General features: G+C 58.6%; 22 protein-coding genes and 1 tRNA gene. 17 read left to right on the forward strand and 6 right to left on the reverse strand.

Translation table 11 applies throughout. The features are described from left to right. Positions 1-493: 493 nt before the first annotated feature. The 4 genes from ACJO5Y_RS03810 to ACJO5Y_RS03825 form a co-directional block, all read right to left on the reverse strand. Positions 494-570: transfer RNA gene (locus tag ACJO5Y_RS03810), tRNA-Val, on the reverse strand. A 54-nt stretch (positions 571-624) separates the two neighbouring features. Next, positions 625-1,575 carry a DMT family transporter gene (locus tag ACJO5Y_RS03815; protein WP_406985099.1) on the reverse strand — a complete coding sequence of 317 codons (951 nt, stop codon included), beginning with the start codon at positions 1,573-1,575 and terminating at the stop codon, positions 625-627. Between the two features lie 139 nt (positions 1,576-1,714). Next, the gene (locus ACJO5Y_RS03820) at positions 1,715-2,320 is read right to left on the reverse strand and encodes a YceI family protein (protein ID WP_406985100.1); all 606 of its coding nucleotides are present in this window, start codon (positions 2,318-2,320) and stop codon (positions 1,715-1,717) included. A gap of 2 nt (positions 2,321-2,322) precedes the next feature. After that, positions 2,323-3,042 carry a CDP-alcohol phosphatidyltransferase family protein gene (locus tag ACJO5Y_RS03825; protein ID WP_406985101.1) on the reverse strand — a complete coding sequence of 240 codons (720 nt, stop codon included), beginning with the start codon at positions 3,040-3,042 and terminating at the stop codon, positions 2,323-2,325. A 107-nt stretch (positions 3,043-3,149) separates the two neighbouring features. Here ACJO5Y_RS03825 and ACJO5Y_RS03830 point away from each other — a divergent pair, with 107 nt between their 5' ends. Genes ACJO5Y_RS03830 through ACJO5Y_RS03845 form a run of 4 tightly spaced genes read left to right on the forward strand, consistent with a single transcriptional unit; the run spans position 3,150 to position 7,459 of the window. Continuing rightward, complete coding sequence (locus ACJO5Y_RS03830) at positions 3,150-4,154, forward strand: zinc-dependent alcohol dehydrogenase (protein ID WP_406985102.1); 1,005 nt, start codon at positions 3,150-3,152, stop codon at positions 4,152-4,154. Between the two features lie 6 nt (positions 4,155-4,160). After that, the gene (locus ACJO5Y_RS03835; protein WP_406985103.1) at positions 4,161-4,574 is read left to right on the forward strand and encodes a 6-pyruvoyl trahydropterin synthase family protein; all 414 of its coding nucleotides are present in this window, start codon (positions 4,161-4,163) and stop codon (positions 4,572-4,574) included. Then, positions 4,546-6,516 carry a glycosyltransferase family 4 protein gene (locus ACJO5Y_RS03840; protein WP_406985104.1) on the forward strand — a complete coding sequence of 657 codons (1,971 nt, stop codon included), beginning with the start codon at positions 4,546-4,548 and terminating at the stop codon, positions 6,514-6,516. Before ACJO5Y_RS03835 ends, ACJO5Y_RS03840 begins: the two co-directional genes overlap by 29 nt. After that, positions 6,509-7,459 (forward strand): lysylphosphatidylglycerol synthase transmembrane domain-containing protein, encoded by a 951-nt coding sequence (locus tag ACJO5Y_RS03845; protein ID WP_406985105.1) that lies wholly within the window; start codon positions 6,509-6,511, stop codon positions 7,457-7,459. The genes ACJO5Y_RS03840 and ACJO5Y_RS03845 overlap by 8 nt, the downstream gene beginning before the upstream one ends. On the opposite strand, the gene ACJO5Y_RS03850 is transcribed toward ACJO5Y_RS03845, so the two are convergent. After that, the gene (locus ACJO5Y_RS03850; RefSeq protein WP_406985106.1) at positions 7,434-8,312 is read right to left on the reverse strand and encodes a RibD family protein; all 879 of its coding nucleotides are present in this window, start codon (positions 8,310-8,312) and stop codon (positions 7,434-7,436) included. The two genes, ACJO5Y_RS03845 and ACJO5Y_RS03850, sit on opposite strands and share 26 nt — an antisense overlap. Before the next feature lie 163 nt (positions 8,313-8,475). Here ACJO5Y_RS03850 and ACJO5Y_RS03855 point away from each other — a divergent pair, with 163 nt between their 5' ends. After that, positions 8,476-8,892, forward strand: a complete 417-nt coding sequence (locus ACJO5Y_RS03855) for a helix-turn-helix transcriptional regulator (RefSeq protein WP_406985107.1) — start codon at positions 8,476-8,478, stop codon at positions 8,890-8,892. Between the two features lie 21 nt (positions 8,893-8,913). Here ACJO5Y_RS03855 and galU read toward each other — a convergent pair whose 3' ends face one another. Beyond that, positions 8,914-9,750, reverse strand: coding sequence for a UTP--glucose-1-phosphate uridylyltransferase GalU (gene galU, locus ACJO5Y_RS03860; RefSeq protein WP_406985108.1), 837 nt, complete (start codon positions 9,748-9,750; stop codon positions 8,914-8,916). A gap of 350 nt (positions 9,751-10,100) precedes the next feature. Here galU and ACJO5Y_RS03865 point away from each other — a divergent pair, with 350 nt between their 5' ends. The 12 genes from ACJO5Y_RS03865 to ACJO5Y_RS03920 all read left to right on the forward strand — a co-directional run bounded on the left by ACJO5Y_RS03865 (position 10,101) and on the right by ACJO5Y_RS03920 (position 26,371). Continuing rightward, positions 10,101-11,276, forward strand: coding sequence for a ShlB/FhaC/HecB family hemolysin secretion/activation protein (locus ACJO5Y_RS03865; RefSeq protein WP_406985109.1), 1,176 nt, complete (start codon positions 10,101-10,103; stop codon positions 11,274-11,276). Positions 11,277-11,388: 112 nt separating this feature from the next. Then, entirely contained in the window at positions 11,389-12,942 is a 1,554-nt protein-coding gene (locus ACJO5Y_RS03870) for a glucan biosynthesis protein G (protein ID WP_406985110.1), read from the forward strand. A gap of 15 nt (positions 12,943-12,957) precedes the next feature. After that, positions 12,958-13,212, forward strand: coding sequence for a hypothetical protein (locus ACJO5Y_RS03875; RefSeq protein ID WP_406985111.1), 255 nt, complete (start codon positions 12,958-12,960; stop codon positions 13,210-13,212). Further along, positions 13,209-15,320: a glucans biosynthesis glucosyltransferase MdoH gene (mdoH, locus tag ACJO5Y_RS03880; protein WP_406985112.1), complete on the forward strand. Its 2,112-nt coding sequence runs from the start codon at positions 13,209-13,211 to the stop codon at positions 15,318-15,320. The genes ACJO5Y_RS03875 and mdoH overlap by 4 nt, the downstream gene beginning before the upstream one ends. 13 nt (positions 15,321-15,333) lie before the next feature. Further along, positions 15,334-16,920 (forward strand): OpgD/OpgG family glucan biosynthesis protein, encoded by a 1,587-nt coding sequence (locus ACJO5Y_RS03885; protein ID WP_406985113.1) that lies wholly within the window; start codon positions 15,334-15,336, stop codon positions 16,918-16,920. Between the two features lie 115 nt (positions 16,921-17,035). Beyond that, on the forward strand, positions 17,036-17,716 hold the full coding sequence (locus tag ACJO5Y_RS03890; RefSeq protein ID WP_406985114.1) for a GntR family transcriptional regulator: 681 nt from the start codon (positions 17,036-17,038) through the stop codon (positions 17,714-17,716). A gap of 87 nt (positions 17,717-17,803) precedes the next feature. Beyond that, the gene (gene prpB, locus ACJO5Y_RS03895) at positions 17,804-18,691 is read left to right on the forward strand and encodes a methylisocitrate lyase (RefSeq protein ID WP_406985115.1); all 888 of its coding nucleotides are present in this window, start codon (positions 17,804-17,806) and stop codon (positions 18,689-18,691) included. A gap of 129 nt (positions 18,692-18,820) precedes the next feature. Further along, positions 18,821-19,951 carry a bifunctional 2-methylcitrate synthase/citrate synthase gene (gene prpC, locus ACJO5Y_RS03900; RefSeq protein WP_406985116.1) on the forward strand — a complete coding sequence of 377 codons (1,131 nt, stop codon included), beginning with the start codon at positions 18,821-18,823 and terminating at the stop codon, positions 19,949-19,951. Further along, a complete protein-coding gene (acnD, locus tag ACJO5Y_RS03905; RefSeq protein WP_406985117.1) occupies positions 19,948-22,545 on the forward strand; it encodes a Fe/S-dependent 2-methylisocitrate dehydratase AcnD in 2,598 nt (865 codons plus the stop codon). The genes prpC and acnD overlap by 4 nt, the downstream gene beginning before the upstream one ends. Before the next feature lie 116 nt (positions 22,546-22,661). Continuing rightward, complete coding sequence (prpF, locus tag ACJO5Y_RS03910) at positions 22,662-23,840, forward strand: 2-methylaconitate cis-trans isomerase PrpF (RefSeq protein WP_406985118.1); 1,179 nt, start codon at positions 22,662-22,664, stop codon at positions 23,838-23,840. A 79-nt stretch (positions 23,841-23,919) separates the two neighbouring features. Next, positions 23,920-25,404 carry a 2-methylcitrate dehydratase gene (gene prpD, locus ACJO5Y_RS03915; RefSeq protein ID WP_406985119.1) on the forward strand — a complete coding sequence of 495 codons (1,485 nt, stop codon included), beginning with the start codon at positions 23,920-23,922 and terminating at the stop codon, positions 25,402-25,404. Between the two features lie 208 nt (positions 25,405-25,612). Beyond that, positions 25,613-26,371, forward strand: coding sequence for a PEP-CTERM sorting domain-containing protein (locus ACJO5Y_RS03920; protein WP_406985120.1), 759 nt, complete (start codon positions 25,613-25,615; stop codon positions 26,369-26,371). Positions 26,372-26,470 lie beyond the last annotated feature (99 nt).

Genomic DNA, 26,470 nt, shown 5'->3' on the forward strand with positions numbered 1-26,470 from the left:
CAGTGATTTGAGTTTGGCCATAGTGGTTGTCTCACTACCTTGATCTTTCGCTGGTTTTGTTCATTACGCTCTCCTCTGGCAGCTATACTGTGGATCCGGGTTGCAGGAGGATTGCTGATGTGTGGCCATTTCAACGTGGGTGATGACCCCTCGGTGCAGGGGCTGATGAGGAATCTGAGGACTTTTTTCGGCGGTGTGACGCTGCGTGGGTGAGGATCCCTGCCATTAGATACGAACACCACACTATGTATGGAGAGCGAGTAATCGTGGATCTGGATGAGCCACTGGCTGGTGGCATGGTGCGGGTGTAGGGAGCCGGGGTTCGAGTGTACTTGGTGACTGCACCATACGCCGGCAGACATTCGGTGGTTCCGATGCGGTTTACAGAGTTAGGTAAAGGTACTGTATAAGGAAGGTGTTTCGGGAAAATATCGGGAATCAAAAAAAGCCAGTTCTCACGAAGCACGCAAGTAACTGACTTTCTTCACAGAGTTGGTAGGACCACCCAGATTCGAACTGGGGACCTCTACCATGTCAAGGTAGCGCTCTAACCAACTGAGCTATGGTCCTGTCTCTGCAACGGGGAGGAAATATACTGATTCCGGCGGTGCGGGTCAACCACTTTTATGCGGTCTTTCGGCTTCGCAGCCAACCTTTCAGTGCCTTGCTGATAACGCCCCAGCGATTGACCAACAAAGCAGCAAAAATAAGCCCGCAACCGGCCAGTTGGGACGGGCTCATGGTTTCGGAGAACCAGCCGGCAGCGAACAGCGCGACCCACACCGGTTCCAGTACCAGGATCACCACGCCGTGGCTGTTTGCTGACAGGCTCTGGGCGTAGGTTTGCAGCAGGAAGCGTCCGGCGGTGCCGATCACCGCACTGGCAAACACCCACCAGACAAGGATGGGCGGGAAATCGTTGAGCAACGGCTGCCAGGTCTCGAGCACCAGGGATTCGATCAGTGTCAGCATGCCGACGGTGAGCAGGGCGATGGAGGTCAAAGGGAGCGCCGGTACCCGGTGTTTTTCGATGGATTCGCCACGGCGGTTGATCACCGTTCGCTGATTGGCGGCGCGGGTATTGAGAGTAAAATACAGAGCAAAGATACAGGCCGCCAACACAAAGAACAGCTGCCCGATTTCTGGCCGGAATCCATTCTTCAGGGACAGCAGGGCCAGGCCAGCCACCGAGATCGGGATGGCAATCCAGGTGCTGGTGGGCTGGTCTTCCTTGAAAACGATGCGGGCAATAACCGGGACTATTACAACCCCAAGGCTGGTCAGGAAGGCGCCTTCACCCACATGGGTGCCGTGGAACAGGCCCATGATCCAGCAACTCATTGCGATACCGAAAACCAGCCCCACACCGACACTGCGGCGTATCTGGTCCGCGCTGAGCCGTCGCAGGGAACGACTGGCCAGGATGGCCAACAGCCCGCCCGCCATCAGAAACCGCACCGCCATAAAAAGCAGTGGCGGCATCAACAGTACGGCTTCTTTGGAGAATATCCAGCTGATGGCTGCCAACAGGGTGACAATAACCAGGAACAGATCGGACTTGTGGGCGTCAGACATCGGGGTACCGCTTCACCAGTGATTCATAAAATTGGAGAGCGGAACAATGTATAGTTTGCGAACTAAAAAATAAAGTAGGGGTTTTACTGAGCGAAAGACAGGCTCATCCATGAGTCCATCTCAGGTTCAAAAACTCAGATCAGAAAAACCCGGATTTTTTGTTTGCCTCGAAACCAAAGCGCATTTTCACCTCATCACCGACCAGCGCGGGATCCAGGCCGTAGGTCATGCCCCAGTCGCTGCGGTTAATGGTGGTCTGGGCGCTGATGCCGAGGGTATAGTCCTCATGGCCAATGGGGTATTCATCGGATTTGTTGAGGGTGACGTCCACTTCCACCGGTCGGGTGTTGCCCAGCATGGTAAGGTCGCCGGTGACGGTACCTGTGTTCTCGCCGGTCTTCTCGAAGTCTGTTAACTCGAAAACCACGTCCGGGTATTGGTCGCTGTCCAGGAAATCCGGTTTTCTCAGGTGCTCGTCGCGCTTTTTGTGGTTGGTGAACACACTCTCGCTTTTGAACACCAGCTTGCCGGAACTCAGTTCATTGTTTTCCTCATCGAACTCAAACTCTCCCTCAATGTCACGAAACATGCCGATGACAGGGGCGTAGCCTATGTGCATGACTTCAAAGGACATGGAGAAATGCTCACCGTCCACGACGAAGGTTTCCGGCTCTGCCAGAGCCGGGCTGGCTGCCAGGGTCAAAGCAGCGGCCAACAGGACAGGGTGCAGGACGTTGGTTTTCATGTTCAGTTTCTCCTTTGATAAAGCCAGTACAGATCCGCCAGGAAAGAGTAGCTGAGGAGGATCAGGGCGGTTGCCAGGGTCCAGCTGGCAAATGAGGTGGAGGCAACCGGCAGTACTGCAATCATCAGTGTGACAACCTGCCAGACACAAACGGTTTTACGGCGTAAGCTTTCCGGTAATGGGCGGTTCATAAAAGGCAGGGCAAGGCTTGCCAATACGAATCCATAGCGCATCAGTCCCAGGGCCAGCACCCATACGCCAGCTTTACCCAGCGCCAGCACAGCCACGCACAGCCCGAGGATGAAGACAGCATCCAGCTCCATGTCAAAACGGGCGCCAAAGGCCGTTTGTGAGTCGGTTCGGCGGGCAATAGCACCGTCGACGCCGTCCAGTATCAGCGCCACGAGGCACGCAATGCCATAGAGCCACAGCCCGTTGCCCAGGTGCGCGGCAAATGGCGCGAGGCTGATCAGAACCACCACCAGGCAACCCCGCAGTAGCGTTGCCCGGTTGGCCCAGCCGAAGTCAGTTCTGGCGGGCCAGTAGCCCAATACCAGGCCGGCCATTACGCTGAACAGCAGGATACTGGCGGTGTAGAATACGGGCCCCAGGCCAAGTTTGGCACCGGTGATCAACACGAGTACGGCCGTGATCGCGGCGGCCCACAGAATGTCGGCAACGGGACCCGGGCCGGTGCTTTCTGATGGCAGGGGGGAATCCATGCCGTAACCTCATCGTATTGATTAATGGCTGTCGATGGCAGACTGCCAGCGCGACTCTCTCTAAACTATAGTTGCGGTGAGTGTATTTGGTTCACTATGGAGGCACCATGCCCGATCAGGCTACCGAGGCCTTCTGGATAACTGCGGAAGGCAAAGGCGAAATCCTGGCAAGTAACCTGGGCCAGGCAGGCCAGCCGGGCGCTTTGGAAGGTTCAGAGCCGATACTGGAAATTCAGTCCCTCTACTCCGGCATCAGCCGGGGCACCGAATCCCTTATTTTTTCCGGCCAGGTGCCTGCCGAAGAGTACCAGCGGATGCGCGCCCCGTTTCAGGAGGGCGAATTTCCGTTTCCGGTCAAATACGGCTACTGCAATGTTGGCCGGGTGGTAGCGGGGGATGGCAAAATGATTGGTCAGACCGTGTTCTCACTGTTTCCCCATCAACGTCGGTTTCGTTTGCCTGCCAGTGCCGTGGTGCCGTTACCCGACGGCGTGCCACCGGCCCGGGCGGTGTTGGCGGCCAATATGGAAACCGCTGTTAATGGCCTGTGGGATGCGGCGCCCAGGGTGGGGGATCGGATTGCGGTGGTTGGCCTGGGCGTGGTTGGCATGCTGATCGCCTGGCTGGCGAGCCGCATACCCGGCACACGGGTAACCGCGATTGACATCAATCCCGACCGGGAGCCAGTGGCACGTGCCCTGGGCATACCGTTTGCGATCACTGACGACCGCGATGACCATGACCTCGTCTTCCACACCAGCGGTCATCCGGATGGATTGAACCGGGCGTTGTCACTGGCCGGCATGGAGGCGCGCGTTGTGGAGATGAGCTGGTACGGACGCCGTCAGGCTGCTGTCTCCCTCGGTGGCGCCTTCCATTCGAAACGGCTCACCCTGGTTTCAAGCCAGGTTGGCCAGGTCAGCCCGGGACAGCGTCCCCGCTGGTCTCATCGGGAGCGGCTCTTGCTGGCGTTATCGTTGCTTGATCAGGACGCGCTTGATGTCCTGATCAGCGGGGAAAGCCGCTTTGAGGATCTCCCGATCACCATGTCACGCCTGGCGCAGTCAACCGGCGAGTTGTGCCATCGAATTCGTTATTCCACAGAGGTTTAGTCCGATATGTATAGCCTGACCGTCAGAGATCACATGATGATCGCCCACAGTTTCCGGGGAGAAATCTTCGGGCCAGCACAGAAACTTCACGGCGCGACCTATGTGGTGGATGTGACCTTCGAGCGCCCGGAGCTGGACAGCGATGACCTGATCGTGGACATCGGCCTTGCGTCGGCGACGCTCAAACAGGTAATCGAGGCGTTCAACATGCAAAACCTGGACGATATTGAAGCCTTCCGCGGGCGTAACACCACCACCGAATTCATGGCCCGGCAGGTGTTCGACGCAATGGCAGAGGCCATCAGGAAAGGGCGGCTGGGCAAAACCGGAAATGGTCTGACAGCGATGAAAGTCACTCTCGGTGAGTCCCATATCGCCTGGGCCAGTTACCATGGCGCTCTCCACCATGGCACTCGCTGAGAACGATGAGCCGGTCACCTTCGTAGTCCCGGGGGATCCCGATCAGAATACCGGTGGCTACCGCTATGTCGGGCGACTGGTCGATGCACTGAACCGGTCCGGCCAGCGGGCTAGTGTGTTGGGTGTTGCCGGGCAGTTTCCGCTGCCGGATGACGTCGCACTGGAGGCAATGGACCGTCTGTTGGCGCAACTGCCGGAGCACTCGCTGGTGGTGCTGGATGGGCTGGCCATGGGCGGCATGCCCGAGGTGATTGCACGACACCGGAAGAGACTGGCGCTGATCGCCCTTGTTCACCACCCGCTGGCGGATGAAACCGGACTGGCAGAGCCGCAGCGCGCAGCTTTTCTGAGAAGCGAGACCAAGGCCCTGAGCCATGTCCGGGGCGTGGTGGCGACCAGTGACTACACCGCCAGGCGACTGGCAGACTTTAACGTTGCCGCTGCCCGAATCCGGGTGGCAACGCCGGGTGTGGATGTACCGCCCGATCCGACTCCCAAAGCAAACCCGCAGGACGGCGTAACCCCGGAGGAAGGCATAACTGAGCTACTGTGCGTTGCCCACCTTTCCCCCAGAAAGGCCCAGCTGCATTTGGTGGAAGCGCTGGGGGCGCTTGCCCACTTGCCCTGGCATTGCACGCTGGTCGGTCCCGTGGACCGGGATTCCGACTATGGCCGGAAGGTTGTGGAGTGCATCCGGGAACTGGGGCTCGGCGACAGGATATCCGTTGCCGGTGAGCTTGACGCGGAGGCTGTGGCCCGGGCCTATCAACAGGCGGATTTGTTTGTGTTTCCCTCGCTTTACGAGGGATACGGCATGGCCATTGACGAGGCCCTGGCCGCAGGTGTCCCGGTAGTGACAACCGATGGCGGTGCTCTGAACCGGTTATCCGGGTGTCCGGGCGTTCGCATTTACCCGGCGGGAGACACCCGGGCGCTGGAAGATACCCTGGCAACACTGCTGACCCGACCGGATCGTTTGGCCAAGTTACAACATGAGGCATTAGCCGGGCGGACCCGGTTAAGAACCTGGAGCACCACAGCCACCGATTTCCTTGAGGGGGTTCAGGCTTTGGTGGCGGAAACCCGGGGCCCGACCATGTTTGAGGCAGGCTGGCTCGCGCTCAGGGAGCCGGCGGACCATCAGGCACGGGACCGGAGCCTGACCCGGCAGGCCATCGCGTGGCTTGAGCGTCGTTATCAGGAGTCAGTCAGCAGCCGCGGCGAACACCGCCCGGTGGCCATTGCCGACCTCGGCAGTGGCGCCGGATCGAACGCCTGCTACCTGGTGCCCGCCTTAGGTGTCCCCCAGCACTGGACCCTGCTGGACCAGGATGCGGAATTGATGGCGACCGCCTCGACCCGGATACAGCAGCTGGATATCCCCTTCGCCACGGTCGTTGACCGCCTGACACCTCAAAGTCTGGAATTCCGTATCCCCGCCGATGTTCAGCTGCTCACCGCCTCCGCCCTGATCGATCTGGTGTCTGGCGAATGGCTGGAGACTCTGGCGGATTGCGCCCTGAGTCGGCGTGCGGCGGTTTTCATTGTGCTCAGTTATGCCGGTCACTTTGACCTTGATCCGGGCCATGAGGATGACAACCGGATTCTCACGCTCGTCAATGACCACCAGCACGGTGACAAGGGCGATGGTGCCGCGCTGGGGCCTGATGCCTGCAGAGTGCTGAGCCGCTTGCTGGATGCCCGGGGCTATTCCGTCTCCACCGGAGCCAGTCCCTGGGTTCTGGCGGCCGATCAGGCCGATCTCCAGGACGCCCTGCTGAGGGGCTGGGCGGCTGCCGCGATTGAACAGTCACCCGCAGATGAGCCGGCGATTACCCGCTGGCTGCAGGCCCGTTCAGGGCAAAGCAGCCGGGGCGAACTGGTCATCCGGGTAGACCATCTGGATTTACTGGCGCTGCCGCCTGTGGAGCGCCATGGCTGAACAGAAAAACCTGGTGAGACCTGTTCGGAGATGGATAGCGACCCTGTTGCTGTTGCTCATCCTGGTGACATGGCTGGATGTACCAGACCTGATGGCGGAACTGGGACGCTTGCCGGCGTGGATTCTACTCCCCGCACTGGTACTGACGGTGATGCAGGTGTGTATGTCTGCCTGGCGCTGGGTGTTCACCGCACGCTGTTTACGGTTGGCGTTGCCCTACGGGGTGGCGGTAAAGGAGTACTACCTGGCGACGTTTCTCAACCAGGTCCTGCCGGGCGGTGTGGTGGGCGATGTGAACCGGGCGTGGCGTCACTCACAGGATGCCCACTCCCGGCTGTCATCCATTCACGCGGTGGTTATCGAACGGTTGTCCGGTCAGCTGGTGCTGTTCCTTCTGGCCGGAATGTTTCTCTCGAGGCAATGGGCGGCAGGGGCGCTGACACACGCATCCGTACAACCGCCAGAAGGCTCCGGCTTGCTCGATTTCGGGATTGCAGCCGGACTGATGGCGATCACTACCGCTATTGTCGTTGGGTTGTTCCGGGCGAGGCTGGCTCATTACGGACATCACCTCATGAGGGACTTGCGGTCAGGGCTACTGGGTTGGCCAGCCCTCCCGGTTCAGGTGTTGTCATCGCTTGTTGTGGTGGGAAGTTACCTGGCGGTGTTCCTGGTGCTGGCCTTTGGCGCCGGATATCTGCAGGAGGGCGTATCGGTATGCCTGTTGCTCGCTCTGTGTAGCGGCCTGCTGGTGAGCATGGTGATACCGGTGACCGTGGCCGGCTGGGGTGTCCGGGAGGGCGCAGCTGCTGTGTTGTGGCCCCTGGCCGGGTTGCCGGCGGAGCAGGGGGTTGCCCTGAGCATCGGGTATGGGATTATCGTGTTGCTCTCCAGTCTGCCGGGAGCCTTGTTCATGCTCAGTTCGGCGGCAACTGCTCGCTGAAGTCCAGGTCGAACAGCATATCCGTGCCCAGGTTGATCAACTGCGCCCGCGGCCGCAGGGCGTCATCCAGCAGGTCAATCTCCGGCAGTGAAAACGCCGGCCGGCCGCTGCCAATGATCATCGGGGCGACCATGACGTGGAGGCGGTCCAGTACGCCGGCGTTCAGAAAGGTGGAAACCGTCAGCCCGCCCCCTTCCACAAATACCTTGCGTAACCCGAAATCTGCCAGCACTGCCAGAATATCGTGCGGACTGACCATGACCTTGCTATCGGGATCCCCCAGGCAGGGAACCTCCAGAACACCCTGGCGGGGCGCCAGCCGTTTGCCCGGTTGATAGTGCCCGGCAATCAGCCTCAGGGTCGGGGCGGCCTCATCGGTGAACAGGTGGTGGCTGTCCGGAACGCGGCGATGGCGGTCAATAACGACTCTTACCGGGTTGGCGCCGCTGGCTTTGCGTACAGTCAACCGGGGGTTGTCCGTGCTTGCGGTACCAGCGCCGACAATCACGGCATCGGATACGGCGCGGATGCGGTGAAGGTGGGTAATGCCATCCTCTCCGTTAATAAAACGGGAGGCGCCGGTCACCGTCGCTATCCGCCCATCAAGGCTCTGGCCAAGCTGCCCGACCACCCTGGACGAAGTTATGCCCGTCAACGGTCGGCACAGGGGTAAAAAGGCGATCAGCAGGTTCCTGGCGGCGTCGGTGGCCGGTTGCAGCAGACGCCAGCTGCTGCCGTTCAACTCCAGGGCGGGCTTGCTGTCATCCGGCGACGAAAGCGTCACATTGGTGCGATTCACTGCTTCAAGCACCAGATGCCAGGCGGATTGTGTGTCCAGGGGTTGGGCAGCCATATCGTTTTTATCCGTTGCCGATGAATTCAGTATAGGCAGATTGTGTGTAAAGCTATATGTACGTTACATTTCCAGATTGATTCACTGTTTGGGATTTTTCTTCAGGACTGGAGTTCCGGAAGATCCGGGGCGAATGTGGCCTATAGGGCAGAGGCATTGAGCTATGCGGTACCTGCAAACCTTTAATCGTCGCCTGCGGCAAATCCGTGAAGCCGGGCATTTATCCCGTGAGGATGTGGCGCGGATGTGCGGAGTGGACGAGGCCCGGATCTCCAGTTGGGAAGCGTCGGACGCCAAACAGCGCAGCTACCCCGGGGTCGCGGAACTGTTGGACGTATGCATTCATACGGAAACCCCGCTGGAAAGCCTGGTGGATCTCGACGCCGGTGCCGATAACGGGCAGCTGGAACTGCCTGGCCTGGCGTTCAGCAATAGCGACGATCTGGGGGTGGCGCTGGCCGAGCTCGAAAAGGAACTGAGCCGCGTGCAGCTCTCGGAGGAGGAGCTGGAACTGTTGCGCCGGTTCCGCAAAGCTTCCGGAGAAAACCGGCGCATGATTCTTCAGATCCTGGGCCGGTAGTCCGGCCCCGATACCTTACCCTTACTTGCCGTTCTTGTAGATGTTCTCGTAGACGTAATTGGTGGCGTCCACGAAACCGTCGATGCTGCCGCAGTCGAACCGCCTGCCCTTGAACTTGTACGCCAGAACACAGCCATTTTTTGCCTGCTCAAGCAGTGCGTCGGTAATCTGAACTTCGCCATTCTTGCCCGGGGGCGTGCGCTCGATGATATCGAAAATATCCGGCGTCAGGATGTAGCGACCAATAATCGCCAGGTTGCTGGGAGCATCTTCCGGAGCGGGCTTTTCTACCATGTCGGTGATGCGGTACAGGCCGTCTTTCATGGACTCGCCGGCAATCACGCCGTACTTGTGGGTCTCGTCAGCAGGCACTTCCTCAATAGCGACAATGGAGCAGCGGAACTGGTTGTACAGCTTCACCATCTGGGTCAGCACACCCTCGCCAGCGCCGTCTTCCACGCAGAAATCGTCCGCAAGAACCACCGCAAAGGGGTTGTCACCCACCAGGTTACGACCCGTCAAAATGGCGTGGCCCAGACCTTTCATCTCGTTCTGACGGGTAAACGCAAACGTGTTGTTATCAATCAGATCACGGATGGAGGTCAGCAGGCCTTCCTTGCCCGAGCCGGCTATCTGGTGTTCCAGCTCGTAACTGATATCGAAGTGATCTTCGATGGCACGCTTGCCCCGGCCTGTGACAAAGCCGAATTCATGGATACCGGCCTCGGCGGCTTCTTCCACGCCGTACTGGACCAGGGGCTTGTTAACAATCGGCAGAATCTCCTTGGGCATGGCCTTGGTCGCCGGGAGAAAGCGGGTGCCGTACCCGGCAACGGGGAAGAGGCACTTTCTGATCATAACGTTCGTCCTTATATCGCTTGGGGTCACTGCCTGTCATAAAGGCTGAGTCACGAAGTGTGCCAAGTGTAACCAAGTTATCGGTTTAAATGGAGGTTGCGGTTGCGAAATGTATATTTTGGTAATAGCCGGAACTTGTTCACCCTTGGTGTGGCTTGTTGATTCCTATAGAAAAAACTTTCAATTGACTCTATAACATGCTGTTTTGTTTAAATATTAACTTTGTAAATTTTGGCAACGGCGAATGGATTTGTGGGTTCTGATGCAATACAGTCTGCGGTGACAAATTTTTAAGAATAGCCGGCTCTCCCTTTCACCCGGGGCCAGGCAACCCAGCAGGATCAGAAACCTTGAAATATCCTCTGTTGATCGCACTGATCTGGTGCGTTTTCAGCCAATCCCTCTACGCGCAATCCTCGGGTTCCTGGTTGCGTAATGGATGGAAGCCCTACGCCAATAATTTTGCGGGCGGTGACGGGTCGTTCCGTGAGGAACGCGAGCACTGGTTACGTTCCCAACTGAAATTTTCTGGCAAAACCTCGCTGACCAGTGACGGCCTGGATGGAGCTATCGGTGTGTCGGCTGACAACCTGGTTGGCCGGAGTGATGATGTCAGTTTTAATTATAGGGACTTACAGTCCAGAAAAGACGGCAGTGACTTCAACTCAACGTCATTTCATTACCGCTTTCCAGCCGGGCCCAATGAGCTCAGCCTGAAGACCTCAAGCTCCCGTTACCAGCGTGCGGTAAGCAACGCAGGAAGACGCTATAACGCCAGTGGTGATTCCCGGGCGCTGGGTATCGGAGCAAGTCGCCCCCTGTTCTCCCGGTTTGGTGTGGCGATTGACGGTATTGCACGCCACGCGGGCCGGGACAGCCGGACCTTTGAGGAGGGCAGTCTGGTGTCGGAGTCCAGCTACCAGTTGTCTTCCCTGGGGGTCAAAGCCGACGGACGTCATGAATTGGTGGACGGCATCCACGCAAACACCGGTATTCTTGCTGTCAGCGGTCGTGAGTACACTGCGACGGACTACCGGTTAAGAGACAATGTCGGTGAAGAAGACGAGTTCTATAAAGTCGCCATGTCCGCATCGATTGAGCAGGAGCTCTGGCGCTGGCGCTGGCAGATTCATGGCCGTTACCAGTTTGCTGATGAGGATCTTCCTGTTTCAGAGTATCTCACGGTGGCCGGCCCATCCATGATTGCGGGTTTCAACGGGCAATCTGTCTCGGCTATCCGGGGTGGCTGGCTCCGCATGGACACCGCCAGTCCCTCATGGCCAATGCCCTTTGTGGATGGCGTGCTGTCCAGTGTGAACTTTTCCGTGCTCCATGGCTGGGTTCCCTATACGGAAATGCAGTCAGATCGCCACGGTCGGGCCAGCGCGGGTCAGGTCTCACTCAAACTCAAGGGACGGGCCTTCTCAGCCAATGTCAGCGTTGGCCGCATGATTCGCACCTCCACCGTGGCAGTGACAATGCCGAACAATCCTGACGTCCGCTTCTCGTTAACCATGGGTATCTGACCCTTATTTTCCTGCCTTCTTCCTGTCTTAAAAAGATGTCACTTGAGACAGCACCGGTAGCCGGTGCTACATTAAAAATTCAAGGAATGATGTCGGTCGGGGTAGGGGCTTCATGCGTTCAGGGACAAGATGGCTCATTGGGGTGATATTGCCGGGGGTGTTCTACTCCACCTGGGGGTGGGCTCTTGGCTTCGATGATATTGCCAGCAAGGCCAGAGAAAAGGCTGAAGCCGAGTACCAGCCGCCGCCAGGGGTGCCCGGGTTTCTCACGGATCTGAGCTATCGGGCGTACCAGTCCATTCGCTTCAACCCGGAAGCCAGTCTGTGGCGGGAAGGGCGTTCCCGGTTCCAGGTGATGATGGTGGCACCCGGAAGCTACTACACCCATACCGTAAAGCTTAATGAAGTTGATGCCAGTGGCGTCGAACCCATTCCATTCAATAAATCCGCATTCAGTTTCCCGGACCCGGAGTTGGCAAAGCGGATTCCCGCTGACCTGGGCTATTCGGGCTTTAAGCTGACCTATCCAATGGGCGACGGCAAGGATCAAAATCAGTTTCTGGTTTTTGCGGGTGCCAGTTATTTTCGGGGGGTTGGCGCGGAGAACTATTTCGGTCTGTCTGCCCGGGGCATTGCCATTGATACCGGCCTTCCCTCCGGCGAGGAGGTGCCTTCCTTTGTTGAGTTCTGGATTGAACGGCCAGGCGCAGAGAGCGACCGCATTCGGGTTTACGGGTTGCTGGATGGCCCCAGCGTTGCCGGTGCCTACCGGTTTGATATCCAGCCCGGTCCCACCACCCGGATAGACGTTACTGCTGAGCTGTTTTTCCGAAACCAGGTGGAGCAGCCAGGCCTGGCGCCACTGACCTCCATGTTTTACTACGGTGAGAACACCGTCAGACCAACGGGGGAATGGCGGCCCCAGGTACACGATTCCGATGGCCTGCTAATCCATGATCAGGGCGCCGGAGAATGGTTGTGGCGTCCCCTGATCAACCCTTCGCGTCTCAGGCTCAGTTATCTGCAAGTGAATCGTCTGGGCGGGTTCGGGCTAATGCAGCGGGATACAGCCTTTCACGAGTTTGAGGATGCCGAAGCCCGTTATGACCGGCGACCCAGTGCATGGGTGATGCCGCGTGAGGGCTGGTCTGATGGCGAAGTCGTGCTGGTTGAGATCCCGACAAATTCGGAAAGCAACGACAACATCGTCGCGTTCTGGAAACCGAAGGAGCCGGCACAAAAAGGTGAGCACAGGAAGCTGACCTACAGCTTGCGTTTTGGCGGCAACGAGATCGCCGATCAGGACACCGGGCGCGCGGTGAAAACCTTTGTGGGAGATGGTAATCGCCTCGGCGGCGGCAATGTGGAGAATGCTTACCGGATTATTGTCGATTTTGCCGGCGGGCCTTTGGACAACCTTAAGCCCGATGCCGCCGTGGTCAGCAAGGTCAGTGAGGGAAGTGGCAATGATGACGCAGTGGAAATCATTGAACACTTTGTGGAGTACATTGAGGCAGACGGCAACTGGCGGCTTTCGATGCTGATTCGTCCAGTTGGTAAAGGGGACCGGGTGCTTCGTGGCCAGCTCATGCTTGATAGTGAAGCGCTCACCGAAACCTGGACCTATTCACTGGCTCCGGACTCAGAGCTGGGGCAGGACCGATAATACAGGAGCGTGCTGATGCCCGAAACACAATGTCAGCAGGCGCTGGAGAGGGTGCTGACTTACCTGCGCGACAGCGGGATAGATCTGAACGCAGACACCTGCAGGCAGGTGTTGCGCCTTGTTGATAAGGCCCTGACGGTGGGCGACGGTCCGGATCTGCCCGGACGTTGCATTGACCGGGTTCCGGAGTATTTCAATCTGCCTGCCATGGATATTCCACCTCCCGCCCCCCCGCTGGAGCGTGGTCACATTGGGTATTACCCCCCATGACTGAGGCTATGAACATCACCGCTCAGGAGCGGTCCGCTAGCTGGAGGCGCGTAGCCATCGTGCGGCGCTTTTTCCTGACGCTTTTTGTGGTCGGGCAAACCGTTATTGCCAGTTACTTTCTGCTCTGGATTTTGCCGTATCACGGGGGAACGCTGGTGGAAATTGGCCTGCTGGCTCTGTTTATCCTCCTTTATATGTGGATTGCCGTCGGCTTCTGGACGGCTGTATTCGGTTTTATGCTCAGGCTGGTCGGAGGCGACCGTCACAGCCTTCTCAAGCGTCACCCGGGAAAGGAGCTTGAAAACACGGCGCTGGCAAAAACAGCCATTGTCATGCCCATCTACCATGAACCCGTGCATTGGACCCTCAGTGGTCTGAAAGCGGTGTACCGGGATATTGAGCGGGCAGGGCATCTGGAGCAATTCGAGTTCCATATTCTCTCAGACAGCCGGGACCCCAATGTCTGGCTTGAAGAGCAGGCCCAGTGGCACAGCCTGTGTGAGGAGTTGGGAGCAGAGGGACGTCTGTTTTATCGTCGCCGGCGGGTCAACCTCAACTTCAAGAGCGGTAATGTCGCTGACTTTCTCCGGCGATGGGGCCGCTGTTACCGCTACATGGTGGTGCTGGATGCTGACAGCCTGCTAAGTGCGGGAACCATCGTGAGAATGGTGCAACTGATGGAGCGGGAGCCCAATGTCGGTATATTGCAAACCGCCCCCACCATCATTAACGGAGAATCCCTGTTTGCCCGGGTGCAGCAGTTCTCCAATCGCCTCTATTCCGCTCTGTTTGCAACCGGTCTGGCCGCCATACAGATGGGGGACGCCGTGTTTTGGGGGCACAACGCCATCCTTCGCATTAAGCCATTCATGGCGCATTGCGGCCTACGTAAACTTCGTGGGATCGGTCTGTTCCGCGGGCCGATCATGAGTCATGATTTCGTGGAAGCCGCCTACATGGGCAGGGCGGGCTATGAGGTATGGCTTGAACCCGGGTTTGGTAACAGCTTCGAAGAATCACCACCATCGATTTCCGATGAGCTTTCCAGAGACAAGCGCTGGTCCAAGGGTAATCTCCAGCACCTTTGGATTCTGCTGTTCGGGCGCAAACTCCGCCTGGCTCACCGGATGGCGCTGCTCAATGGCATTATGGCCTACCTGGCTTCTCCCCTCTGGTTAGCCTTTCTGATTCTGACCACCGTGGAAGCCGTGCAGATGACCGTCGCCAGTATCAATTACTTTCCGGAAGGGCGCGAAGGGCTGTTTCCGCTGTGGCCGGAATGGCGACCGGAATGGGCTCTGGGACTTGCGCTGAGCACCCTGTCACTGCTGTTCTTTCCGAAATTCCTGGCCATTCTGGACGCGGTAATCCATGGGGTTGCAAAGAGTTTCGGCGGGTTCTGGCGGCTACTTCTGAGTGTGCTGTTGGAGATTGTGGTTTCGGTGTTGCTGGCTCCGGTAAGAATGATGGCCCACAGCCGTTATGTGCTGGGCGCCCTTTTAAACCTGTCGCTGTCCTGGGCGGGGCAGAATCGTACCGAAGAGACCACCTGGCGGGACGCATTTCTGACCCAGTTTCCGGGAATGCTGGTAGGGGCCGGCTGGTCCGCCTTTGCATGGAGCCTGGACCCGATGTTCTTTCTCTGGTCGTTGCCCGTGGCGGTACCTCTGGTTCTCGCGGCCCCCACGTCCGTGGTGCTTAGCCGTGTGGGTGTGGGGCGCGCCTTTAGAGCAAATGGTTTGCTGGTGATTCCCGAGGAGCTCACTCCGGTAGAGGTATTGAACGATGCGAGGACTGCCCGGGCCATCAACGATGAGGACTCAGTGCTGACCGCGGTGGAAGCGGCCGTGGTCCGGCCCCGCCTTAACCGTCTTCATCTTGCCCTGGCAAGGGCTCATCGCCAGCCCAGAAGGGCCGAGTTGCTGGCGCCTTTGGTAAGGCGGCTCGGTAATGAAGGCCCGGATTCCCTGTCACGGAGTGAACTCAGCCAATTGTTTCGCGATCGCGCCTCCGTGGAGGAGTTGCACCGGATGGCGTGGCGTTCGCCGCCGGACAGCTTCTGGGGGCAGCGAATCACCAGCTTGAGCAGGGCGGAGCTGAAACCGTAACAAGGAGCAGGATATGGACAGACGCACACTGATCAATGCCTTTGTCAGCCTGGCGGGTGTCCAGGCTCTACCTCTATCGGCATTGCTATACACTCGCCCTGGCCTGGCTGGCACTGTTGATGGCGCCAGCCCCTTCAGTTATGGATGGCTCAAGGAGCATGCCCGGGCGTTGGCCGGCGAATCCTGGGTGTCGAGGGAGGGAGCCCTTCCCGATTCCCTGAAGGGCTTGTCCTGGGACGATTACCAGGCGATTCGCTTTCGCCCGGAAGAAGCCCTCTGGCGCAACGACGACAATGCCTTTCAGGTCCAGCTTTTCCATCTTGGTCTGTACTTCAAATCACCGGTCCGCATCCACGAGGTAGAAGACGGACAGGCCCGGGAACTGGCCTATAAACGGGAATACTTCCAGTACGAAGGCGAACAGCCCCTGGGTTCGCTACCGGAGGATTTGGGCTATGCCGGATTCCGGGTTCATTTCCATACCGACTACGAGCGTGACCTGGCGGCGTTCCTTGGAGCCAGTTACTTCAGGGCCGTCGGTTCGGAGATGCAGTACGGACTCTCTGCCAGGGGGCTGGCCATTGACACCGGGCTGGATGGCGAAGAGGAATTTCCCCGGTTCACTGCGTTCTGGCTGGAAAAGCCGCCGCCTGGCAGTAACCATCTGGTGGTTTACGCGCTGCTGGACTCACCCAGCACCACTGGCGCCTACGCTTTCACGTTAACACCGGGGCGTAACATGGGTATGAGGGTGGATGCGGCCTTGTACCCCCGTAAACCGATTGAACGTGTAGGTATTGCGCCTCTCACCAGTATGTACCAGACCGGAGAGAACGATCGCCGCATGGCTTACGACTGGCGCCCGGAAATTCATGACTCGGACGGGCTTGCGATTCTGAGCGGGCAGGGAGAATGGATGTGGCGCCCGCTGGTTAATCCGCGTTCGGTACGGGTAAACAGTTTTGTTGACAATAACCCCCGTGGGTTTGGCCTGCTACAGCGTGACCGGCGATTTGCCAACTATCAGGATGACGGGGTGTTCTACGACAAGCGCCCGAGTGCCTGGGTACAACCCCATGATGACTGGGGTAAGGGCAGCGTCATGCTGGTGGAAATTCCCACCAGGGATGAGACCTTCGACAACATCGTGGCCTTCTGGAACCCCGAACAACCGCTGGAACCGGGGCAGGAACACCTATTCGCCTACACGCTTTCCTGGGGTGCGGAGCCCCCGATGGAGCCCGTGGAACTGGCGACAGTGCAGGCAACCCGGACGGGCCTGGGAGGGGTGGTTGGCCAGGAGCGTACGTACTTCTCCTGGCGGTTTGCGGTGGATTTTACGGGTGGTCCGCTGCCACTGCTGGCGGATGATGCAGAGGTAGAACCGGTCATAACGGCAAGCCGGGGAGAGGTCGAAATTACATCGGCGAGACCGCTGGCCTCCATTGATGGCTACCGGGCCATGTTCGACCTGGTGCCTGACGACTCCCTGGAGCCCATCGACCTGCGGTTACAGCTCAAACTCAAAGATCAGGTGCTGACCGAAACCTGGTTGTACCAGTACACACCGCCTCCCGAGGAAGACCGTACGCTCTATTAGTGAGGCAGGGGGATTTTATGTCAACAATGGGGGCGCCCAGAATTCATGGATTGTTGACAATAAGTTTGCGAGGGCGTAGATTTCCGATAATTCCAGTCACTTTTGTTGACAATATATGCCGGAAGTCATCTCTCAGTCCTACACGCGCGCCGACGAAGCCTTCGATTGTCTGCAAACGGCTATCGTAAAAGGCGATCTCTCTCCGGGCGAAAAGATCGGCGAAGTCGAGCTGTGCGCCCGCTTTAACCTCACCCGTGGCCCGTTGCGTGAAGCGCTGGGGCGTCTTGAATCCCGTGGTCTTCTGATACGCCGCCCCCACGCCGGGGTGAAAGTGGTATCGGTCAGCACCGAGGAGCTGATGGAGCTCTATCGCATCCGCGAGATAATGGAAGGTCTGGCTGCCCGCCAGGCCGCGGAGCGCATGACGGATGCAGAAATCGCGGATCTCTACGCCACCCTCGACAGCCATGAAACCATGATTGAGCAGGCCCAGGGCCAGGCTTACTATCAGGCAGAGGGGGATTACGACTTCCACCACCGGATCGCCACCGGAAGCCGCAACGCCAAACTCGCACAAATGCTGCTGGGTGATCTTTACTACATGGTCCGGATGTACCGTTATCGACTGAGCACCGCCTCCGGCCGGCCGCATATGGCTCTGGGCGAACACCGCCGGATAGTCGAAGCCATCGCCCAGCGGGACGGAGAACTGGCGGAATTCCTGATGAAACGCCACATCAACGCCGCCCGCAGAAACATAGAGCAAAAGATCCAGAACGGCGCCCTGACCATCTGACGAATGCCCCGGGGCGCAACGAACCATATCGGATTACGGCTGCGCCTAATCCGACAAAAAGAATCCACCAGAAACGAGGCCAATACCATGTCCAAAAAACTCAGCCCCGGCGCCCGCTTCCGCAAGGCCCTGAAAGAAAACACCCCCCTGCAGATTGTCGGCACCATCAACGCCTACTCCGCCATGATGGCCGAGCGGGTAGGGCATCAGGCGATCTACCTGTCCGGCGGCGGCGTGGCAAACGCCTCCTACGGCCTGCCGGACCTTGGCATGACCTCCATGAACGACGTGGTGGAAGATGTCCGTCGCATCACCGCCGCGACCGACGTGCCACTGCTGGTAGACATCGACACCGGCTGGGGCGGCGCCTTCAACATCGGCCGCACCATTCGTGAAATGGAACGTGCCGGCGCTGCGGCGGTCCACATTGAAGATCAGGTTGCCCAGAAGCGTTGTGGCCACCGCCCGAACAAAGAAATCGTTTCCCAGGAAGAGATGGTGGATCGGATCAAGGCCGCTGTGGACGCCCGAGAGGACGACGACTTTTTCATCATGGCCCGTACCGATGCCTTCCAGAAAGAAGGCCTGGAAGCCGCCATTGAACGTGCCAAGGCCTGCATCGAAGCCGGCGCCGATGGCATCTTTGCCGAAGCGGTGACCGAGCTTGAACACTATAAGGCGTTCTCCGAGGCCCTGGATGTACCGATTCTGGCCAACATCACCGAATTCGGCGCCACGCCGCTCTACAACCGCAAGGAACTCGCCGAAGCCGGCGCCGATATGGTGCTGTACCCGTTGAGTGCCTTCCGCGCCATGAACAAGGCGGCGCTGATGGTGTACGAGAACATTCTGGAAAAAGGCGACCAGAAAGACGTGGTCGACCTGATGCAGACCCGCATGGAGCTGTATGATTTTCTGAATTACCACGATTTTGAGCAGAAGCTGGATCAGCTGTTCCAGCAGAAAAAGGGTTAATGGTGATTGTTGGATTACGGCTACGCCTAATCCAACAACCCAAACCAGAACCCGGACATTAAAAATGTAGGTCGGATTAGGCAAAGCCGTAATCCGACATCCCAGACTAGACGATGAGGGAGAACAACAATGGCTGAAGCAAAAAAACTGAGTGGCGCAGGCCTTCGCGGCCAGGTAGCTGGTGAAACCGCACTGTGTACCGTCGGCCAGAGCGGCGCCGGTCTGACCTACCGTGGATACGACATAGCCGATCTGGCAGAAAAGGCCCAGTTCGAGGAAATCGCTTACCTGTTGCTTCGTGGCAAGCTGCCCAACCAGCAGGAACTGGATGCCTACAAGAAAAAGCTCCAGAGCCTGCGCGGCCTGCCGGCTGCCCTGAAAGCCGTGCTTGAGCAGATTCCCAAAGATGCGCACCCGATGGACGTGATGCGTACCGGCTGCTCCATGCTGGGTAACCTGGAAACCGAACAGGATTTCAGCGAGCAGGACGACAAGATCGACCGCATGCTGGCGGTGTTCCCGTCCATCATCACCTATTGGTACCGCTTCGCCCACGAAGGCGTGCGTATCGAAACCGACAGCGATGTGGACTCCATCGGCGGGCACTTCCTGGAGCTGCTGCACGGCAAGAAGCCCAGTGAACTCCATGAGAAGGTAATGAACGTCTCCCTGATTCTCTACGCGGAGCACGAATTCAACGCCTCGACCTTTACCGCCCGTGTATGCGCCTCCACGCTGTCGGATATTCACAGCTGCGTCACCGGTGCCATCGGTTCACTGCGCGGCCCGCTGCACGGTGGCGCCAACGAGGCTGCCATGGCACTGATCCAGAAATTCCAGACTCCGGACGAAGCCGAAGAAGGCCTGCTGGGCATGCTGGAGCGCAAGGAAAAGATCATGGGCTTCGGCCACGCGGTTTACAAGGATTCCGACCCGCGCAACGCCATCATCAAACAGTGGTCCAAAAAGCTGTCGGAAGAAGTGGGTGACACCGTGCTGTACCCGGTATCCGAACGCTGTGAGGCTGTCATGTGGCGCGAGAAGAAGTTGTTCTGTAACGCCGACTTCTTCCATGCCTCCGCGTATCACTTCATGGGCATCCCGACCGAGCTGTTCACCCCGATCTTCGTAATGTCTCGCGTCTCCGGCTGGACTGCTCACGTGAAAGAGCAGCGCGAGAACAACCGCATTATTCGTCCGAGCGCCGATTACACAGGCCCGGCGGACGCGAAGTGGGTGCCGATCGAGGAGCGCCCATGAACACTGAATACCGCAAACCACTCCCGGGCACCGACCTGGACTATTTCGATACCCGCCAGGCCGTGGAAGACATCCAGACCGGCGCGTACGACAAACTCCCGTACACCTCCAAGATCCTGGCGGAACAGCTGGTTCGCCGCTGCGCCCCGGACATGCTGACCGACTCCCTGAAGCAGCTGATCGAGCGTAAGCGCGACCTGGACTTCCCCTGGTATCCGGCCCGTGTGGTCTGCCACGACATCCTCGGTCAGACCGCGCTGGTGGATCTGGCTGGTCTGCGTGACGCCATCAAGGAGAAGGGCGGTGATCCGGCCAAGGTCAACCCTGTGGTACCGACCCAGCTGATTGTGGATCACTCCCTGGCGGTGGAAGCACCGGGGTCCGATCCGGACGCGTTCGAGAAGAACCGCGCCATTGAAGATCGCCGTAACGACGACCGTTTCCACTTCATCAACTGGACCAAGACCGCGTTCAAGAACGTGGACGTGATTCCTCCAGGCAACGGCATCATGCACCAGATCAACCTGGAGAAGATGTCACCGGTGGTTCAGAACCGCGAGGGTGTTGCCTACCCGGACACCTGCGTAGGTACCGACAGCCATACCCCGATGGTAGACGCCCTGGGGGTTATCTCCGTGGGCGTAGGCGGCCTGGAAGCGGAAAGCGTCATGCTGGGCCGCGCCTCCATGATGCGTCTGCCGGACATCGTCGGCGTGGAGCTGACGGGCAAACTGCAGCCGGGCATTACCGGTACCGATATGGTGCTGGCGATCACCGAGTTCCTGCGTAAGGAGCGAGTGGTCGGTGCGTATCTGGAATTCTACGGCGAAGGTGCCGACAGCCTGACCGTGGGCGACCGTGCCACTATCTCCAACATGACACCGGAATACGGCGCTACCGCCGCCATGTTCTACATCGATGGCCAGACCATTGATTACCTCAAGCTGACCGGTCGTGAAGACGATCAGGTAGCCCTGGTCGAAAAGTTCGCGAAAGAGACCGGCCTGTGGGCCGACAGCATGAAAAACGCCGAATACGAGCGCGTGCTGAAGTTCGACCTGTCCAAGGTCACCCGCACGCTGGCTGGCCCTTCCAACCCACACGCGCATCTGCCGACCTCCGAGCTGGCTGAGCGTGGTATTGCTGGCAAGTGGGAAAAGGAAGAGGGCAAGATGCCGGATGGCGCATGCATTATCGCCGCCATCACCAGCTGCACCAACACCAGCAACCCCCGCAACATGGTGGCGGCCGGCCTGATCGCCCGCAACGCCAACAAGCTGGGCCTGACCCGCAAGCCCTGGGTAAAAACCTCCCTGGCACCGGGTTCCAAAACGGTAAAAATGTACCTGGAAGAAGCCGAACTGATGCCGGAGCTGGAGCAGCTCGGTTTCGGTGTCGTGGCCTTTGCCTGCACCACCTGTAACGGCATGAGCGGTGCCCTGGACCCGAAAATCCAACAGGAAATCATCGACCGTGACCTGTACTCCACGGCGGTCTTGTCCGGTAACCGCAACTTCGACGGCCGGATTCACCCGTACGCCAAACAGGCGTTCCTGGCGTCGCCGCCGCTGGTTGTGGCCTATGCGATCGCCGGTACCATCCGTTTCGACATCGAGAAGGATGCCCTGGGCTACGACAAGGATGGCAACCCCGTCACCTTGAAGGACATCTGGCCGGACGATGCGGAAATCGATGCCATCGTGAAATCCAGCGTAAAGCCCGAGCAGTTCCGCGATACCTACATTCCGATGTTTGATATCACCCGGGACGCCCAGGCCAACATCGACCCGAACTACGACTGGCGTCCGCAAAGTACGTACATCCGTCGCCCGCCATACTGGGAAGGCGGCATGGTTGGCGAGAAAACCCTGAAGGGCATGCGCCCGCTGGCGGTGCTGCCGGACAACATCACCACCGACCACCTGTCGCCATCCAACGCCATCCTGATGGACAGCGCAGCCGGGGAATACCTCCACAAGATGGGTGTGCCGGAGGAAGACTTTAACTCCTACGCCACTCACCGCGGCGATCACCTCACGGCGCAGCGGGCCACCTTTGCCAACCCGAAACTGTTCAACGAAATGGTGCGGGACGAAAACGGCGACGTGAAGCAGGGCTCTCTCGCGCGGATCGAGCCGGAAGGCAAGGTAACCCGCATGTGGGAAGCCATCGAAACCTATATGGAGCGTAAGCAGCCGCTGATCATCATCGCCGGCGCTGACTACGGTCAGGGTTCTTCCCGTGACTGGGCCGCCAAGGGTGTGGCACTGGCAGGCGTGGAGGCCATCGTGGCCGAAGGCTTCGAGCGTATTCACCGGACCAACCTGGTGGGTATGGGCGTGATGCCTTTGCAGTTCGAGGAAGGCACAACCCGCAAGACCCTGGGTATTGATGGCACCGAAACCTTCGACGTGGAAGGCACGCCTGAGCCCCGCGCGGTGCTGACGCTGATTATCCACCGGGAGAATGGCGACACCGAGCGGGTGCCGGTCATCTGCCGCCTGGATACCGCCGAGGAAGTGTCGATCTACAGCGCCGGTGGCGTTTTGCAGCGCTTTGCACAGGACTTCCTGGAGTCCGAAGGCGCAGCTTAAGGAATGCGTTGTCGGATTACGCTTCGCTAATCCGACCTACGTCGGCCAATCGCTGATATCTCCGTAGGTCGGATTAGGCGCAGCCGTAATCCGACAAAAAAGGTAAAAGGTACCCTATGCCTACCAACCCCCAAATCAGAATCCCCGCCACCTACATGCGTGGCGGCACCAGCAAAGGCGTGTTCTTCAGCCTGAAAGACCTCCCGGAAGCGTGCCAAACCCCCGGCGAAGCCCGGGACCAACTCCTGCTGCGCGTCATCGGCAGCCCCGATCCCTACCAGAAGCAGATCGACGGCATGGGCGGCGCTACCTCCAGCACCAGCAAGACCGTGATCCTGGCGGAACCCACCCAGCCGGATCACGATGTGGACTACCTGTTTGGCCAGGTCTCCATCGACAAGCCGTTCGTGGACTGGAGCGGCAACTGCGGCAACCTGACCGCTGCGGTTGGCGCGTTCGCCATCAACAGCGGCTTTGTCGCCAAAGACCGCATTCCGGAGAACGGCACCTGTACCGTCCGCATCTGGCAGGCCAACATCCGCAAAACCATCGTGGCTCATGTGCCGATCACCAACGGTGAAGTCCAGGAAACCGGCGATTTCGAGCTGGACGGGGTGACATTCCCGGCCGCCGAAGTGCAGGTGGAATTCATGGACCCGGCCGATGGCGAAGGCTCCATGTTCCCCACCGGTAACCTGGTGGACGATCTGGAGGTACCCGGCGTGGGCACCCTGAAAGCCACCATGATCAATGCCGGTATCCCGACCATCTTCGTCAACGCGGAGGACATCGGGTACAAGGGCGCCGAGCTGCAGGACGACATCAACAGCGATCCCGAAGCCCTGGCCATGTTTGAGACCATTCGTGCCCACGGTGCGGTGAAAATGGGACTCATCCAGAACATCGAGGAAGCCGCCAATCGTCAACACACCCCGAAAGTGGCGTTTGTCGCCAAGCCGGTGGATTACGTGTCCTCCAGCGGCAAGTCGATCGGGGCAGGGGATGTGGACGTACTGGTACGCGCCTTGTCCATGGGCAAACTTCACCACGCCATGATGGGAACCGCTGCGGTAGCAATTGCGACGGCATCCGCCGTTCCGGGAACCCTGGTGAACCTGGCCGCTGGTGGCGGTGACCGTACCCATGTGACCTTCGGGCATCCGTCCGGCACCCTGCGGGTTGGCGCCGAGGCAAAGCAAGTAGACGGTCAGTGGACCGCCACCAAAGCCATTATGAGCCGCAGCGCGCGGATCCTGATGGAGGGCTGGGTTCGGGTACCGCAAACCGCTCAGTAATGACCTAGACTTACCCTTACCGGGTAAGTCAGCCGTTATTCATGGCCGTCCCTCATCCGTCCGGAAAAGGAGAGCGCCAATGAGCAGCAATGTAGACCAGAACGTTCGACCGGATTACGACGATGTCCTGCAAAAAATTGCGGACTACGTCCTGACCTACGAGGTCGACAGCGCAGAAGCCTGGGACACCGCCCGCAACTGCCTGATGGACACCCTCGGGTGTGGGCTGTTGGCGTTGCGCTTCCCGGAGTGCACCAAGCACCTGGGGCCCATCGTTGAGGGTACGATGGTACCCCACGGGGCGCGGGTGCCTGGCACCTCCTTTCGCCTCGATCCGGTGAAGGCCGCATGGGATATTGGCTGCATTGTGCGCTGGCTGGATTATAACGATACCTGGCTGGCGGCGGAGTGGGGGCACCCATCGGACAACCTGGGCGGCATCCTGGCGGTCGCGGATCATCTCTCCCAGAAACGCGTAGCCGAAGGCAAGGACGCCATTACCATGCGCGCGGTTCTGGAAGCCATGATCATGGCCCATGAAATCCAGGGCGTGCTGGCGCTGGAGAACTCGTTTAACCGGGTAGGGCTGGACCATGTGGTGCTGGTCAAAGTGGCATCAACCGCAGTTACCGCCAAACTCATGGGCGCCAGCCGCGAGCAGTTATTGTCTGCGCTGTCCCATGCCTGGGTGGACGGCCAGTCCCTCCGTACATACCGCCATGCACCCAATGCCGGCTCCCGCAAATCCTGGGCGGCAGGCGATGCCACCTCCCGGGCGGTACGCCTGGCGGATATCGCCCTGCGCGGCGAGATGGGTGTTCCCGGCGTTCTGACGGCACCCCAGTGGGGCTTCTACGATGTGCTGTTCAGCAAGACCAACAAAGACCAGAAACTGAAACCGAAGGACCAGCAGCGGTTCTCCCTGCCGCAGGATTTCGGATCCTATGTGATGGAAAATATCCTGTTCAAGATTTCCTTCCCGGCAGAGTTCCACGCCCAGACAGCAGCCGAGGCAGCCGTTACCCTACACCCGCAAGTGAAAGACCGGCTTGATGACATCGACCGTATTGTCATCACCACTCACGAATCTGCTATTCGCATCATCTCCAAGGAAGGCACGCTCGCCAATGCCGCGGATCGGGATCATTGCCTGCAATATATGGCGGCGGTTCCCCTGATTTTCGGAAGCCTGACGGCAGAGCACTACGAAGACGACTTTCACAATGCAAACGCGATCATTGACGACATCCGCGCCAGAATGGATATCGTGGAAGACGAGCGTTATACCCGCGAGTACCTGGAGCCGGACAAACGCTCCATCGCTAACGCCATCCAGGTGTTCTTCAAAGACGGATCCAGCACCGACAAGGTGGCGGTAGAGTACCCCATAGGCCACAGGCGCCGCAGGGAAGAGGGCATTCCGCTTCTGGAGGACAAATTCCGTAACAACCTGGCCACCCGGTTCCCGGCCCAACGTTGCCATCGCATTGTCGACCTATGTACCGACCAGAAAACGCTGGAAGCGATGCCGGTTCAGGTGTTTGTCGGCCTGTTTGTTATCTGATTCGCTCTGTTGGTCCAAAGAGGGGGCGGGGTTGTAAGCGCGGTTTCCGAATATGTCGCATATGAAACAGTACGTAGTCAGGAAACTTTACATCGATAAAGAGGGAAATAAATAACATATTGATAAATAACAGAAAGTGAAGTTGGCCCTTCAATTGCTTTGTATTGAGTGTCGCAGTAAATGGATGATCACACAAAGGAGTGAGCAAATGAAAAGGGCTCTTGCAACAACAACGGCAGGGATTGCTCTTGCGTCATTGTTCTCGGTGTCGGCTGCCAGCGCCGCCGTGATGAATGTGACCTTGAGTGGGCCAGGAACGGCAACCGCAGAAGCCGCAGAGGCGCACTTTCTGTCGTACCTCAAAGACACTACCACGGAAGACTTTGAAGGCTTTACCGCCGCCACAGATTCATCCGGCCAATTCGTCAATATCAATACCGGCGTTGGCACGTTTACCCAGCTCCAGACCGGGGGAAACGGCGCCACGGAGGCATGTAATGACGGCGGCTTCAGCTGTACGGGTGGATTAGCAGTTCTGGATTCCACGACCAGTCCGTTCATTGGCCGGTATCCGCTGCCGGACGAACCAGGCAATAACAACTGGCTCGATAGCATGGACTCCCAGGAAATGCAGTTCTCCATCAGCGGGATGTTCAAGGCTGTAGGGTTCTACATGACCGATCCCAATGACGTTGGTGGCCTGCTGGATATCGTCTTCGAAGACGACACCACAGCAACCTACAGCATGAATGACATCTTCACGGGTGCACAGGGCGAGGGCGCAGCGTATTACCTGGGCTTTATCAGCGATGTTGCCATTACCTCCCTGGTGTTTAAATCCAATCACACCAATGACGGATTTGGTATCGATAATGTGACAGTCGGCCAGGTTCCCGAGCCCGGCACTCTGGCGCTTATGGGCCTGGGGCTTATGGGAATTGGCATGATGCGTCGCCGCAGGGGCTGACGAGTAGTTGCTGTAAATAAAAAGAAGAACAGCGCAACCCGGTTTCCGGGTTGCGCTGTTAACTTGTTTGACAGGCGGTGTCGGGAAATTTATCAACTT

Origin of the sequence: Marinobacter alkalisoli, assembly GCF_045449855.1 — a bacterium.
In the GTDB taxonomy this organism is placed as follows: Bacteria; Pseudomonadota; Gammaproteobacteria; order Pseudomonadales; family Oleiphilaceae; genus Marinobacter.

Coding starts and splice junctions, on each gene's coding strand:
- prpB (WP_406985115.1), top strand. CDS start 17,804: ATGTCCAAAAAACTCAGCCCCGGCGCCCGCTTCCGCAAGGCCCTGAAA.
- prpC (WP_406985116.1), top strand. CDS start 18,821: ATGGCTGAAGCAAAAAAACTGAGTGGCGCAGGCCTTCGCGGCCAGGTA.
- prpF (WP_406985118.1), top strand. CDS start 22,662: ATGCCTACCAACCCCCAAATCAGAATCCCCGCCACCTACATGCGTGGC.
- galU (WP_406985108.1), bottom strand. CDS start 9,750: ATGATCAGAAAGTGCCTCTTCCCCGTTGCCGGGTACGGCACCCGCTTT.
- ACJO5Y_RS03830 (WP_406985102.1), top strand. CDS start 3,150: ATGCCCGATCAGGCTACCGAGGCCTTCTGGATAACTGCGGAAGGCAAA.
- prpD (WP_406985119.1), top strand. CDS start 23,920: ATGAGCAGCAATGTAGACCAGAACGTTCGACCGGATTACGACGATGTC.
- ACJO5Y_RS03815 (WP_406985099.1), bottom strand. CDS start 1,575: ATGTCTGACGCCCACAAGTCCGATCTGTTCCTGGTTATTGTCACCCTG.
- ACJO5Y_RS03850 (WP_406985106.1), bottom strand. CDS start 8,312: ATGGCTGCCCAACCCCTGGACACACAATCCGCCTGGCATCTGGTGCTT.
- ACJO5Y_RS03870 (WP_406985110.1), top strand. CDS start 11,389: ATGCGTTCAGGGACAAGATGGCTCATTGGGGTGATATTGCCGGGGGTG.
- ACJO5Y_RS03890 (WP_406985114.1), top strand. CDS start 17,036: ATGCCGGAAGTCATCTCTCAGTCCTACACGCGCGCCGACGAAGCCTTC.
- ACJO5Y_RS03875 (WP_406985111.1), top strand. CDS start 12,958: ATGCCCGAAACACAATGTCAGCAGGCGCTGGAGAGGGTGCTGACTTAC.
- ACJO5Y_RS03845 (WP_406985105.1), top strand. CDS start 6,509: ATGGCTGAACAGAAAAACCTGGTGAGACCTGTTCGGAGATGGATAGCG.
- mdoH (WP_406985112.1), top strand. CDS start 13,209: ATGACTGAGGCTATGAACATCACCGCTCAGGAGCGGTCCGCTAGCTGG.
- ACJO5Y_RS03855 (WP_406985107.1), top strand. CDS start 8,476: ATGCGGTACCTGCAAACCTTTAATCGTCGCCTGCGGCAAATCCGTGAA.
- ACJO5Y_RS03885 (WP_406985113.1), top strand. CDS start 15,334: ATGGACAGACGCACACTGATCAATGCCTTTGTCAGCCTGGCGGGTGTC.
- ACJO5Y_RS03820 (WP_406985100.1), bottom strand. CDS start 2,320: ATGAAAACCAACGTCCTGCACCCTGTCCTGTTGGCCGCTGCTTTGACC.
- ACJO5Y_RS03825 (WP_406985101.1), bottom strand. CDS start 3,042: ATGGATTCCCCCCTGCCATCAGAAAGCACCGGCCCGGGTCCCGTTGCC.
- ACJO5Y_RS03920 (WP_406985120.1), top strand. CDS start 25,613: ATGAAAAGGGCTCTTGCAACAACAACGGCAGGGATTGCTCTTGCGTCA.
- ACJO5Y_RS03835 (WP_406985103.1), top strand. CDS start 4,161: ATGTATAGCCTGACCGTCAGAGATCACATGATGATCGCCCACAGTTTC.
- ACJO5Y_RS03840 (WP_406985104.1), top strand. CDS start 4,546: ATGGCGCTCTCCACCATGGCACTCGCTGAGAACGATGAGCCGGTCACC.
- acnD (WP_406985117.1), top strand. CDS start 19,948: ATGAACACTGAATACCGCAAACCACTCCCGGGCACCGACCTGGACTAT.